A 14281-nucleotide genomic window follows, 5' to 3' on the forward strand; every position below is an offset into this window, starting at 1 on the left:
AAATTTTACAGCAAAGAGCGCTAAGTTTTTTTACTCTTAACTTTTTATAAAACACAAGTTCAAAAGCTTTCTATTGATCGAGCTTTGCGTTCTCTGTGTTTTTTTTAAAGCAATCTTAAATAAAAATCTTTGTGTTCTCTGCGTTAAAAAACAGTAAGCTTTTAGAAAATAAAATCCGTTTTTATCTGCGTTTTTACGAAGTAAATCTGTTTTATCCGCGTCAAAATTAGACGCTGATTTTACTGATTCGCTAAGGCGAAAACGCTGATAAAAACGGATTTTTCTAATTAAAATCTATCCGAGGCTTCGGCAATGTCATTAAGTTACACTTTTACAAAATAAAATTATTACAAATAAAATCCGTTTTAATCCGCGTTTTTACGAAGTAAATCTGTTTTATCCGCGTCAAAATTAGACGCTGATTTTACTGATTCGCTAAAGCGAAAACGCTGATAAAAACGGATTTTTCTAATTATTTTCCTGATTAAAATGTATTAATTCTATAGATCCGACTTACTTTAATAATATTGCGCTTTGGGACTATGTGTGAGAAACTAGTTTTTTGATCTATCTTTTTCAAAATCATAAAATCTATGTTTCTATGTGTTTAATTAAATTTTTATGCATAATCAACAGTTATCGTTAATCTAAAAAAACCGGTAGTGTTTTTAAACATTACTTAATAATTGTGTTAATTTCGCAAAGTATACAGATTTCAAATATATTCACATAAAAAATTGATTCCGCTTTCTGATTACATCCCTATCATTTTTTCGTATATCAAAGAACAGCACGCTTTTAAAAAATTTTCTATGAATAAGTTAATGTTCTTTCTTGTTGTTAGTCTTCTGCACATAAATGCATCCGGACAAAATTACCCGATAAGACATCTTGATATTTCATCGGGACTTTCGAACAATTCTGTTGCCTCTATATATCAGGATCAAAATGGGTATATGTGGTTTGGAACTTTTGATGGACTAAACCGATATGATGGTAACGATTTTAAGATTTACCGCCACATTCATACCGATCCTAATTCTATTCAGGGAAATGCCATTAGCTGTATCGAAGGTGATTTTGAAAATAATTTGTGGATAGGAACAACTGCCGGACCTGTAATTTTTAATGCAGAAAGATCTTCTTTTAGTCCATTGAAATATTATGATACCAATAAAAAAATCAAACCTCTCAATGTTACTGCTTACGAAATCATTGCGGTACACTCATTACATATTATTCTCGTTGCTACAAAAGAAGCAATCGTTATTTATAAAGAGGGAGAAAAAATTGGAACGGCGATCCCTTTCAACGGAAAATTAAATTACATCGCAAGATCAATAGCTTATAATTCGAAAAAGCAAATCTTCTATGTTTTTATAACCGGAACAGGTCTTTGTCAGTACAATATTAAATCACAAAAACTAACGCTTCTCAACAATACAATTACAGGCGCAAATTGCATTAAGTTGACAAATGAAGGACTTTGGATTGGTTCAGACGAAGGCGCTTACTTATATAATGACAATCTGAATACGTATTCTAAAAATTACTTTTCGGAAAAAACAGTCGTACGTGATTTTTATCAGCAACAAAACAGACTCTGGATTGCTACTGATGGTGCAGGACTTTATACGATTACCAAAAATCAATCTACTCCGGTTTTATATCGCGCCAGCGGTCCGGTTTCATTGCTTAACAGTAAATCTTTGTATGATATATTCGAAAGCAAAACAGGAGAAATGTGGTTTGGAACCTTGCGTGGCGGTGTAAGCATGATGGGGAAAAACCCGCTCGATTTTAATCATTTTAAAAGCAAAGACCCGCTGACCAATAAAGAAGACGAAGATCCTGCCGCAAACTTCATGCTTTCTTTCTGTGAAGATGAAAAGAAAAATATCTGGATTGGTACTGATGGCGCCGGAATGCGATACTGGAACAGAAAACAAAATACTTACGATGTTTATTCGACCACCTCAACTGCGGGTAGAAAAATTCAGAGCAATTTTGTTACAAGTATTGTCAAAGATGATGATAATGCCATTTGGGTTGCGATGTGGAAAGGCGGAGTTTGCAGAATTGATCCTAAATCAAAAGCAATTCAGAATTTCTCTATTTATAATCAAATTACTAAAAAAGCAGAACAGGAATCCTGGCTGTTGTTTATAGATTCGAAAAAAACGCTGTGGCTTGCCGTTACTAACGCCGGTGCATTATATCAATTTGATAAAAAACAAAACAAATTCATTTGCTATAGTACCGCTTTGCGCGATGTTACTTGTCTTTATGAAACTCAGGACGGAAAAATCTGGGGCGGAACTTTCAATTCTTTTTTTGAAATAAATCCCACTACAAAAAAAGTAAAAAACTACCATTCAGAATATACTATTAGATGTATAACCGAAGATCGAAACAAAAATCTCTGGATTGGTACTGTCGAAGGTGGTTTGCTTTTATTCAATAGAAAAACAGGCACTTTCAAAAAATATACCACACAAAATGGCCTTTCGAGCAATACTATCCTTCGCCTTCTTGAAGACAAAAAAGGAAATTTATGGATGAGTACCTATCACGGAATTTCAAGACTGAATCCGAAGAACAATACTTTTAGAAATTTTGGTGTTTCTGATGGGCTTCAGGGCAGTCAATTTAGTTGGAATGCAGGTACGAAACTTTCGACAGGAGAATTTATTTTTGGCGGTATAAACGGATTCAATGTTTTTGATCCTGATAATATAAAAGACAAAAAAAATACCGGTAAATTTTTATTGAATGATTTGCTGGTAAACAATCAGTCCTTAAAATTAGACAGTCCGTATATCACAGAAAAAAAACTCGAAATGATAAGCGCTGCCGAACTTCCTTATGAAAAATCGGCGTTGAGTTTTGATTTTGTTTATCTTGATTATGTCAATTCCGAAAAAATAAATACGGCGTATTTTCTTGAAGGATGGGACAAAGACTGGAATTATACCTCAAAAAATAATCGTGCAAATTATTCCCGACTGACAGAAGGAACGTATCTTTTTAAAGTAAAAACTACCGATGTTTTTGGAAATTGGACCAATGAAGTAACGCTGGCAACGGTAAAAATTCTTCCGCCCTGGTACAGAACATGGTGGGCTTATCTGTTTTATTTAATCGCTGCGGCAGGCGCGATTTATGCCTACGTAGGATATCATAAAAATAAGGAAAGATTGCGCTACGAAATAAAACTGGCCAGAATGGAGCATAAAAAAGACAAGGAACATGCCGAAAAACAGTTTTCTATGTTTACGTATATGGCTCATGAATTGCGCACTCCCCTGTCATTAATTATAAATCCGCTAAAGAGCGCCATTGACAGAAAAAAACGTTCTGAAGATGATCTCGACATTAATCTCGCCTATAAAAATGCCAAAAGATTATTGAGTCTTACGGATCAATTGCTACTTTTTAGAAAAGCAGAAACTGATCTTGATGAATTAAAAATTTCTAAGATTAATCTAAACAGTTTGTGCCGTGAAATCTACGAAAGCTTTACGCAAATGGCAGCCGTTAAAAGTTTAAATTATCAGTTTATTGAAGAAGAAACACCAGCCGAAATATATGGCGATTATGAAAAAATAGAGATTACGCTTTTTAATTTAATCTCAAATGCTTTCAAATTCACGCCAAATAAAGGAACTATAAGTATTGAAATTATCGAGAATACTGCTGATGTTTCGATTATTATATCGGACACCGGAAGCGGAATTGATGAGAGTGATATTGATACTATTTTTGAAGAATTCAAGCAAGGTCAATCTAAAGCCAGCAATGGTTTTGGAATAGGACTTTATGTCGCCAAATATTTTGTGACTAAACATCATGGCGAAATAAAATGTAAAAGCCAATTAGGAAAAGGTACTTCGTTTACTATTACGCTTCCAAAAGGGAAAAGTCATTTTGCAGCAATGAGCATCAATGAAAATCATCCGCAAATGTCGCCTCTTGTGGGTGAACTTCTGGAAGGAATGCCGGCAGACAATCAAAACACAGCTAAAAGTGACGATCAGCCCTCAAATCCTGAAACGATACAGTCAGCATTAATCAGTACAAAAAAAGTGCTCCTTATTGTTGAAGACAATCCGGAAATGAATCATTATCTGGTACAGCTTTTCACGAAAAATTATATTGTGTATTCGGCAGCAAATGGAATTGAAGGACTGAAACTTGTTGAAAAACACATGCCCGATATTGTACTTAGCGATATTTCTATGGAAGGTATGAACGGTTTGGATTTATGCAAAAAAATCAAACAAAACGATGATTTCAGCCATATTCCTGTGATATTGCTCACAGCTACAACCAGCAATGACATTCATTTGCAAAGTATTACTGAAGGTGCAGACGATTATGTAACCAAACCTTTTGACAGCGAAATACTTCTGGCGCGTGTAGATGCTGTTCTACGAAACAGAGGACAATTGCGCAAGTATTTCCTGGATAGTATTACACTTCGTGAAAATGTTAATAAAGTTCCTACTGAGTACAAAGAGTTTCTTGATAAATGTATCGAAATCGTTGAAGCCAATCTTGAAAATAGTGACTTTAACCTAAAGACTTTTTCTGCTGCAATGGGAATGAGCCATTCCAGTCTTTACAAAAAGATCAAAGCCATTTCAGGACAAACCGTAAATGTTTTTATCCGATCGATCAGAATCCGAAGAGCTGCCGTAATTATGCTTACCGAAAATATTAATATCGCACAGGTTGGCCCTCAGGTTGGTATAGAAGATCAGCGTTATTTTCGTCAGCAATTCGTGAAATTGTTTGGCATGAAACCTTCGGAGTATATCAAAAAATATAGAAATTCGTTTAATAAGGAACTGAATATCATTCAGAAGAGAGATATTACGTAGTTAGCATTTTTAAGGAATAAACAAACTGTTAATTTATAATTGAATGGATAATCGCATCGCTAAAGAATTGATAGAAATGGCGCGTCATGACCTGGAAGTACGCGAAGAACTTTTAAAAGAAGGGAAACTTTCGCCTGGCTATAATCCTGATATGGAGCGCGTGCATATAAAGAATGCTACACGACTTGATGAAATTATCAATTCTATAGGATATCCTACAAAATCAATTGTTGGCGAAGAAGCGAGCCAGGCAGCATGGCTGATTGTTCAGCACGCCATCAGTTTGCCGGTTTTTATGAAAAAATGTTATACGCTAATAGCCGAAGCCGCTGATCAAGTAAGTCCGCAAAACTTTGCTTATCTCCATGACAGAATATGTTATTTTGAAGGAAGACCTCAGAAATTCGGCACTCAGTTTGACAGCCGCGGTATGTATCCCGTAGAAAATAAGAACGAAATGATACGCTTGCGCAAAGAACTACAACTTAACGCACACGACGAAAAATCTATAGTAGAATTCATTCCTTCAGTTCATAAAATAGACTTGCACCCAGACGACGAGGAGTTTAATCTCTGGCGAAAGCAGGTTGGATGGGTATGAAACAGTCTGACTATTTAGAAATAAAAAAGAATATTATCATCTTTATTTCTGGAGAATCTATTATTTACCTTCCGCCGTTATAATTTGATATTTCCCACTAAGGTGCATTAAACTAAAAAGATACATTAACCCATCATAATAAGGATCAAAATAACCATCATCATAAGGTTCGAGTTTGGCGTTCCAGACAGCGTGAACAAAATCGATACTTTCTTTGTCCTTATTGACTAATGATGCCGTTGCTGCTGTTGCTACCAACCCAATGGAATGTCGTAGTTTTTTTACCGGTCCGGCCTGAAGAATAAAATCAGGAGTAGAACCATCCAGATTAAACTGATCTTCGTAAGTGTCTAATCCTTTAGATCTAAGGAAATTTTGAAATTTTTCGGCGTACTCTTCCTGCCATTTTTTATCTTTTCCGTACCAGGTATAATCCATGGCAATATTCATAGGCACACGCCAGGAATCATAACGAAATGCTGGAGGCATCCAGGGTGTAGGATGAGGGGCACCGTCAAAATCTGTATAATCAGCATTTAAACCCGTTACAGGATGGCAGGCTTTATGCAAAAAATCACGGGAAACAGCTGCGCATTCTTTGTAAAACTGTTCGTGGCCGTCTTTTGCATACAAGGCCCATATTTCATAAAATGCAGGAACATGATAAGAGGGATCTGTCCAGTAATATCCGCCACCTTCAGGTACAAAAGAGATTTGTTTATGTTCTGTGTTTATAATATTATGCACATTGTCAGTGCCGTCTTTTTTCCACATGGCATCTAATATTCTTCGCGCTTCTTTGTAGTAATTTATTCCTGTACCATTCCCCCATTTATTAGATGCAAAAAGCAGACTGGTTATATAATATAATTCTCCATCTGAAGCTGAACCAGCCGAATTTTGTTTTTTAGTCTCCGGATTTACACTCCATGCAAAATAAGCTTCTCTTGGTCCGTTTTGATGTTGCATGTATTTTACCGACCAACGCCAGAGACGATCAAAAATTTCTTTTTTATCGAGCTGTACGGCAATCATCATTCCGTATGACATTCCTTCGGTACGGGCATCTTTATTTTTAACATCAGAAACATATCCTAATGAATCGCCTTCTTTAAAATACACTCGATTAGGCCCTTCAAAAACATCATAAAATGCTTTGGATAATTTGTTGTCTATTTCAATTTGGCTGTAGCCTGATTCTTTAAAAAGATTTCGGTATTGAGGTTTTTTGTGTGTTGATTTTTCTGTTTTACTTTTATTCTGCCCCATTACAAAAACGGGAACTATCAAAGTAAAAATGATTATAAAAAGCTGAATTCTAATCGAACATTCATTTGTATCACGATACTGTGCAGTCATATTTGTCTTTTTAAATGTTTATTTATTTCATCTTTAATTTTTGAATCTTCATATCCTGATTAAAAAAGTGATAACTGCTTTAACAATAAGTGTATGTATTACAAATATAAACAAATTGGATAAATACGCAATCGGTTGTTTGAAATATTGAATCAACAACCCTGAACTAAATTTTCAAGTCTTTTTTGATTTTTTATAAAGCCGAATGATGTTAATTCCTACGTTGTTATTTCCGTCAATAGACCGATAAATTAAAAAGTGAGCATCATAGTTTGAGCTTACTTTTCTTTAAATTAGGAAATTCAGATAGCATTATATATTTAATAGATTAACAGAAAGAATATGATGCATCAAATATGTTATTTAAGGCTTCAAAAATGACAATGTTTTTTTCAATTTCAGCCTATTTTTACATTTACGCTTTCTTTTAAAAACGAAGTATCCTTTTTTTGATTAAAACCGATTCAAAAATATTTCTCAATTAAAATAACAAGCAATAAGGAGATAAAAAGCAATTAATTATATTTATGGGTACTACATCACAAAAGCTTTCTGTATTAGAAAAAATAGGTTACGGTTTAGGTGATTTTGCAGCAAACCTGATTTTTCAGACGCTGCTGACTTTTTTAGCTTTCTTTTATACAGATGTCTATAAAATTCCTGCCGGAACAGCAAGTATTATTATTTTTACCGGAGGTTTTATTGGTGCTTTTTTTAATATTATTATGGGCGTTGTCGCAGATCGTACCCAAACGCGATGGGGCAAATTCAGACCCTGGATATTATGGACTGCAGTACCTTTTGGAATTGCCTCTGTCCTTTCTTTTTTGACTCCTGATTTTGAGATAGGCGGCAAAATAACTTATACGTTACTGACCTACTTTTTTTTAGTCCTGATTTATTCTGCAAATAATTTACCGTATGTTGCTTTAAGCGGTGTTCTTACGGGAGACATGAAAGAAAGAAACAGTCTTTCCTCCTATCGTTTTGTGGCGGTCATGGTTGCGCAATTTATCATTCAGTCGCTTTTACTGCCATTCGTTTTAATTTTAGGAAATGGTGACAAAGCTGTTGGTTTCAAAAACACCATGATACTGTTTGCTATTATTGGGGTATTTTGCATGCTTATTACTTTTTTTACTACGAAAGAAAGAATTGTACCAGCTGAGAATCAGGAATCTTCAGTCAAACAGGATTTTACTGATTTGTCTAAAAACGGCCCCTGGCTGGTGATGCTTCTCGTAACGGTTTTGGTATTTATAACATTGTCGTTAAAAGGTGGGATGTATGTTTTTTACTTTAAATATTATTTAGATCCCGCTGCACAAATTGTTTTTTTGAATGATATTGGTTTTACTGCCTTTATTGAACGTTTGAATAATTCATTAACGGCAATGGGGTTTGTTGATTTTCAGTGGCCTAAAGATGCGCCAACATCGGCATTTAGTCTTTTTAATGCGGGAGGAATTATTTTTATGATTTTTGGAATTATGTTTTCAAAACCTCTGGCAGATGCTCTGGGTAAAAGAAATGTTTACATCACTTTTATTTTTTTATCGGCTATAAGTCTGCTGGCATTTAATTTTTATAGCAGGACAGCGATTGCTATGGTTTTTTTGACTCAATTATTACATGGATTTATCTACGGAATCACTATTCCTTTATTATGGGCTATGATTGCCGATGTGGCGGATTACAGCGAATGGAAAAATAACAGAAGAGCAACTGCGACTGTTTTTTCTGCCATGATTTTTGGACTAAAAATTGGAATAAGTATTGGAAGTGCGTTGGGCGCCGCTTTTTTATCTAAATATGGCTATGTTGCCGAAGAAGCAAATCAGGTTCCTGCTGCAGTAGAAGGCATTAAACTATCTGTTAGTATTTATCCCGGTTTTATATTTATCATAAGCGCCGTTTTGTTGTGCTTTTATGTAATTGATAAAAATATGGAAATTCAAATTGAAACCGATTTGAGGGAGAGAAGAGAATGAGGGAGGAATTTTAGAGTTTAGATTTTAGAGTAAAGAGTAAAGAGCAAAGAGCAAAGAGCAAAGAGCAAAGAGCAAAGAGCAAAGAGCAAAGAGCAAAGAGTAAAGAGTAAAGAGTAAAGAGTAAAGAGTAAAGAGTAAAGAGTAAAGAGTAAAGAGTAAAGAGTAAAGAGTAAAGAGTAAAGAGTAAAGAGTAAAGAGTAAAGAGTAAAGAGCAAAGAGTAAAGAATAAAGAATAAAGAGTAAAGAATAAAGAGTAAAGAGTAAAGAGTAAAGAGCAAAGAGCAAAGAGCAAAGAGCAAAGAGCAAAGAGCAAAGAGCAAAGAGCAAAGAGTAAAGAGCAAAGAGTAAAGAGCAAAGAGTAAGAGTAAAGAGTAAAGAGTAAAGAGTAAAGAGTAAAGAGTATAGATTTTAGAATATAAACCTTTGAATTCGGATCTTAGAATATCGATTTTGAATATAGATTTTGAATGCAAATCTTAGATCTGATTTTATAATAGAAAGTTATGCTGTACGGGCTTAAAAAATAAACAGCGCATTAAAAATGCGCTGTTTATCAAAACACTAACTTAACTCAAAAACTAACAAATTTTAATTATTTAGTAACCAGGATTATTATCACTTGGTTTTATATTAGGATTAGAAGATGTTTCTCTGTTAGGTATTGGCCATAGCTCATTTTTACCCGGCTGAAAACCTGTTCCTGCCAATTCTACGCTGGCATTACCCCATCTTATAACATCATCAAAACGGCTTTGCTCTCCGGCAAATTCTACTTTACGTTCGTGTACAATGGCAGCGAAAACAGCATCTTTTGTTGGAGCGATAGTAGTTGTTAAACCTGCACGATCTCTAACTTGTGCGATATAGGCAATAGCTGCGGTTTGTGAACCTCCGTCTCTTTGGTTTTCGCACTCTGCTTTCATCAGTAATACATCTGCGTAACGCATAACTTTGAAGTTTATACTGGATTGTACGGCTTCGTCCTCTTTTTTGTAATAGTTTTGGTATTTTTTCCATCCTGCTTTTCTAAGACCCGCAGATGTATTAAAATTTTGCGCTGTCATTGTAAGCGTCCCATTTACATATGTTGAACCTGGTACATAAAAAGTGTCTCCAAAACGTAAATCTCCCGGTTCAAATGAATTTAATAAACCGTCTGGAGGATATACATTGAACCAGCTTAAATTACCATATTCCTGACCTCTAAGAGTTGACTCAGCAAAACCGGTTCCGCCACTATTTCCGGCATCATCCCATTTATTCCCTGTTCCATTGTTTTCATTAAATTCTATTTCGTAAATAGATTCTTTACCATGCTCTGTTTCTTCCATAAAGTTGTTGTAAAAACTTCCTTTATCTTCCAGACTGAATCCTGTAACATTATTTAAAGCGGTTAAAGCCAGATCGTATTTTTTTTCATATAATAATACTTTACCTAAATAAGCATAAGCCGCTTCTTTGGTGGCTCTTCCTTTTTGTTCTGCAGTTTTAGATAACAAATTTTGAGAAGCAAATTCGAAATCGGCTCTAATCAAGTTATAAACTTCTGCCTTAGGACTTCTTGCTGCTCCTGTGATCGTTCCGGTTTTATAAATTGGCAAATCTCCAAAACGATTTACTAAAAGAAAATAGTAATAAGCTCTTAAAAAATGGGCTTCTCCTAAAAATTTATTCTTTCTCTCTTGTGATAAAGTAGCATTCGGTAAAGCATTAATTTTAGCTTCATTATCTAATACAAAATTAGCTCTGGATATGCCTAAAAAACAAGATTCCCAGTAGTACTGAATAATATCATTTCCTGCATTAAAAGAAAAGTCCTGAAAAGGTTTTTTATTTCCTTCTAGCTGAGGATTTCCTGCTGCATCCTGCCCCATAAGATCCATAGCAAAAGCAAGATTTCGTGCATAAAGTCCTCTGGTCTGCAAATTGGCATAAGCGGCATTTACAGAAGATTCTACCTGCGCTTCGGTTTTAAAGAAAGTTTCGGGCGATAAAGTATTTGGATTAGTTAATTCTAAATCCGAAGTGTCGCATGAATTCATTGCGAATACTCCCAACAATGCAGCAACTATATGTTTTATTTTTTTCATCATCTTATATATTAAAATTTAACATCAAGTCCAAAAATCACTGATTTAGGTTGTGGATATCTTCCTAAGTCAATGCCCGCAGAATTTGCATTGGCATCTGTACGTGCAATTTCAGGATCTAAACCAGAATATTTTGTAATTGTAACAAGGTTTTGTCCGCTTATATAGAATCTTATACTAGAAAAATGGCTGTCGAAAGTTTCTCCTGATAATGTATATCCTAAAGTGACATTTTTTAATCTGGTATAAGAACCATCTTCTATATAACGCTGATTAGCCGAAGACCAGTTAATATCTGCTCCTTGTGCGCGTGGTAAAGTAGCCGATGGATTTGTTACAACGCCGTTTACAACAATTGCTCTGTCCAGAACTTCTGTACCAGCATTAAACAAACGATTCATCCCTGTCAAATCAAATTTATTAGCATTGTAAACATCATTTCCTTGAACTCCTGTAATAAAACAGTTAAAATCGAATTTTTTATAAGCTGCCGTAAGGTTTAAACCGTATGTAAAATCCGGATATGGATTCCCGATATTAGTTTTATCATCTGAATTAATTACTTTATTGCCATCGCGGTCAACAATTCTAATATCACCAGGTTTAATAATAGTCTGACCCGGTCCAAAAACAGCATCTACTTCGGCTTGGTTTTGATAAATTCCGTTGGTTTGATAACCGTAAAAATAAAATAATGGCTGTCCTACTTCAAGTCTTGAGAAATTTTCTAAACCTGCTCTTGCTGTTGGTCCGCCTAATACACTGGTAACTCCCGGCGCTAAACTTGTCACCTCGTTTTTACTTGTTCCTAAATTAGCTATTGCAGACCAGGTAAAATCTCCTTTTCTGTCATTGTAACCTAATGACACTTCAAATCCTGATACTTTTACATCGGCAATATTTTGAATTTGAGTTCCTCCACCCGCAGATCCTACTGAGGCTGCTAATGGAACTGCAAAAAGAATATCACTGCTTTTATTATTAAAATATTCAACAGATCCTGTGAATTTTTCTTCGAATAAACCAAAATCCAAACCTATATTTCTGTCTTTTTTAGACTCCCATTTCAAGTCAGGATTAGAAGCAACTCCAAGAGAAACTCCCGGTGCGTTTCCTCCGTTAATTGGGTAATTATAATCTGCCAATAATGTAGCGGCATATTGATAATTATCGATTCTGTCATTTCCTGTTGTTCCTGTACTTGCTCTAAGTTTTAATGTACTAAAGATAGAATTTGCCATAAAACTTTCTTTGGCTATATTCCACCCCACAGCAAATGAATAGAAATTACCCCAGCGGTTATTACCTCCAAAACGAGAAGATGCATCTCTACGTCCTGAAACAGCCAGTATGTATTTATCATCATAATCGTAATTGATACGGGCAATGTATCCAATATTTTTTTCTACAAAATTTGAAGAACTTAAACTTCCTTCATTATAACGCAGCTGATCTATTTCGTCTGAAATATAATAACGGCTTCCTGCTGCAAGGTTTTGTCCTTTTCCGTCAATTTTAGTTATAACTCCTAATACTTCAATATTATGCTTAGCAGCTATAGTCGTTTTGTACGTTAAACTATTATCAAAAACAATATTCTGACCTTGAGTATTGGTTTCATTAGTTGTCGAAAATGCTTGTTTATGATAGGAACCATCATTGAAACTAGGAACAAATGTGTGATCTTTTCCTGTGAAATAATCTAATGAAACCTGTGATCTGAATTTTAAACCTTTGAAAATTTCTAATTCAGCGTAGATATTTCCTATTATCGATAAATTATTAATTTTTTGATATCCTAAATTTGCTACACGCACAGGATTTTCTGCGTCATTACCGTCAATTGCACTTGGCCCCTGATAACCGCCTACATTAGAATCAGAATCACTGTATACCGGTAAATAAGGTGCCATTTTTATAGCATGCTCCAGCAATGTTCTTCCTCCTGAACTACGCTCCGGATTGATTGTACTAAAAGATATTCCGATATTACTTCCTACTTTCAATCTTCCGATATCCTGTGTATTATTGGCTCTAAAAGAATAACGTTCAAAACCAGTATTGATTACCGCTCCTTCTTGTTTTAAATATTCAGCAGAATAGCGCGACGTAGATGTTTCTGTACCATTTGAGAAACTTAAATTATAATCCTGCATTAGACCGCTTTGAAAAATTTGATCCTGCCAATTGGTATTTACATTGCCAAATTCCGCAGCTCTTGCCGTCAAATCACTTCCAAGATCTTTAGCATATTGAAGATATTGTTGTGTATTTAAAACATCATATCTTTTTGTAATGGTTTGAAAACCGGCATAAGTACTAAAATTTAATTGGCCTGGTCCTTTTTTTCCTTTTTTGGTTGTCACCATAATTACTCCATTAAAAGCTTTTGAACCATACAAAGCAGTTGTTGAAGCATCTTTTAAAACAGACATCGATTCAATATCGTTAGGGCTCAAACCTGATAAGTTCCCTGTTAGCACTCCGTCAATTACGTACAAAGGAGCACTATTTCCCATTGTAGCCAAACCACGAATAGTAACTGTAGGATTAGAACCCGGAGCACCATTTACAACAGTAACACCCGCAGCTCTTCCTTGTAAAGCCGACTCAGCATTTGTAATTGGCACAGCAGCAATATCTTTTGAACCTACTGTAGAAATTGCTCCGGTTACTTTAGTTCTCTTTTGAGTTCCGTAACCTACTATAACTTCGTTTAAGGTTTGTGTCGATTGTGCTAATGTAACATTGATATTGTTTCTGGTTCCTACAGTGATGGTTTGAGAAATCAGGCCTACAAACGAAAAAGTAATTTTATCTGTAGGGTTAACGCCTTTCAAAGTATATTTTCCGTCAAAGTCTGTAGATGCACTATTTTGTGACCCTTCTACATTAACACCGGCACCAGGCAAAGGAAATCCAGAAGGATCCGTAATCACCCCCTGTATCGTTTTTGACTGTGCCATCATATTATGACTGCTGATTATCAGCAATGTGATTATTGCAAATTTTAATTTTAACATCATTTCAATTGGTTTTTTGATTAGTTTAAATAGTTATTCGGTTGTAAAGTTTTTTTATTTACTTCATTCCTTATGTATCAATAAAAAGTGTTTTCCTGCACTTCTTATTTTATTAAAAAAAGGATTCAATAAATAATTTGGTTTTCATTTCATACTGTAATTTTTAAAATTGTTAATACTTGTTGCTCATTTTTTTTTTGTTTAGTTACAATCCAAAAATATAAGGTTAGACTAAATTTCATCTATTAAAAATGATGCAAAAACTATCAATTTTGTAGCATGATAACTACAGAAACCGCCTAATTGGTAGTTTTTAAGCCATTTATCAAAAAAA

General features: G+C 34.8%; 6 protein-coding genes. 3 read left to right on the plus strand and 3 right to left on the minus strand.

What is annotated here, in order from left to right:
* The first annotated feature begins 812 nt into the window (after positions 1–812).
* Both LNP81_RS22505 and LNP81_RS22510 read left to right on the plus strand, forming a co-directional pair.
* Entirely contained in the window at positions 813–4883 is a 4071-nt protein-coding gene (locus LNP81_RS22505) for a hybrid sensor histidine kinase/response regulator transcription factor (protein ID WP_230039522.1), read from the plus strand.
* A gap of 43 nt (positions 4884–4926) precedes the next feature.
* A complete protein-coding gene (locus tag LNP81_RS22510; protein WP_230039523.1) occupies positions 4927–5484 on the plus strand; it encodes a DUF6624 domain-containing protein in 558 nt (185 codons plus the stop codon).
* A 60-nt stretch (positions 5485–5544) separates the two neighbouring features.
* Here LNP81_RS22510 and LNP81_RS22515 read toward each other — a convergent pair whose 3' ends face one another.
* Positions 5545–6843 carry a family 8 glycosyl hydrolase gene (locus tag LNP81_RS22515; protein WP_230039524.1) on the minus strand — a complete coding sequence of 433 codons (1299 nt, stop codon included), beginning with the start codon at positions 6841–6843 and terminating at the stop codon, positions 5545–5547.
* 527 nt (positions 6844–7370) lie between these two features.
* Here LNP81_RS22515 and LNP81_RS22520 point away from each other — a divergent pair.
* On the plus strand, positions 7371–8834 hold the full coding sequence (locus tag LNP81_RS22520; protein ID WP_230039525.1) for an MFS transporter: 1464 nt from the start codon (positions 7371–7373) through the stop codon (positions 8832–8834).
* 596 nt (positions 8835–9430) lie between these two features.
* Here LNP81_RS22520 and LNP81_RS22525 read toward each other — a convergent pair.
* Together LNP81_RS22525 and LNP81_RS22530 are read right to left on the minus strand one after the other, a co-directional pair.
* Positions 9431–10924: a RagB/SusD family nutrient uptake outer membrane protein gene (locus tag LNP81_RS22525; protein ID WP_230039526.1), complete on the minus strand. Its 1494-nt coding sequence runs from the start codon at positions 10922–10924 to the stop codon at positions 9431–9433.
* Positions 10925–10935: 11 nt separating this feature from the next.
* Positions 10936–13950 carry a SusC/RagA family TonB-linked outer membrane protein gene (locus tag LNP81_RS22530; RefSeq protein ID WP_230039527.1) on the minus strand — a complete coding sequence of 1005 codons (3015 nt, stop codon included), beginning with the start codon at positions 13948–13950 and terminating at the stop codon, positions 10936–10938.
* Positions 13951–14281: the final 331 nt, after the last annotated feature.

Origin of the sequence: Flavobacterium piscisymbiosum (assembly GCF_020905295.1) — a bacterium.
In the GTDB taxonomy this organism is placed as follows: Bacteria; Bacteroidota; Bacteroidia; order Flavobacteriales; family Flavobacteriaceae; genus Flavobacterium; species Flavobacterium piscisymbiosum.

Excerpts from the sequence above, each read along its gene's own strand:
- LNP81_RS22505 (WP_230039522.1), top strand. The coding sequence starts at position 813 with ATGAATAAGTTAATGTTCTTTCTTGTTGTTAGTCTTCTGCACATAAAT.
- LNP81_RS22510 (WP_230039523.1), top strand. The coding sequence starts at position 4,927 with ATGGATAATCGCATCGCTAAAGAATTGATAGAAATGGCGCGTCATGAC.
- LNP81_RS22520 (WP_230039525.1), top strand. The coding sequence starts at position 7,371 with ATGGGTACTACATCACAAAAGCTTTCTGTATTAGAAAAAATAGGTTAC.
- LNP81_RS22525 (WP_230039526.1), bottom strand. The coding sequence starts at position 10,924 with ATGAAAAAAATAAAACATATAGTTGCTGCATTGTTGGGAGTATTCGCA.
- LNP81_RS22515 (WP_230039524.1), bottom strand. The coding sequence starts at position 6,843 with ATGACTGCACAGTATCGTGATACAAATGAATGTTCGATTAGAATTCAG.
- LNP81_RS22530 (WP_230039527.1), bottom strand. The coding sequence starts at position 13,950 with ATGATGTTAAAATTAAAATTTGCAATAATCACATTGCTGATAATCAGC.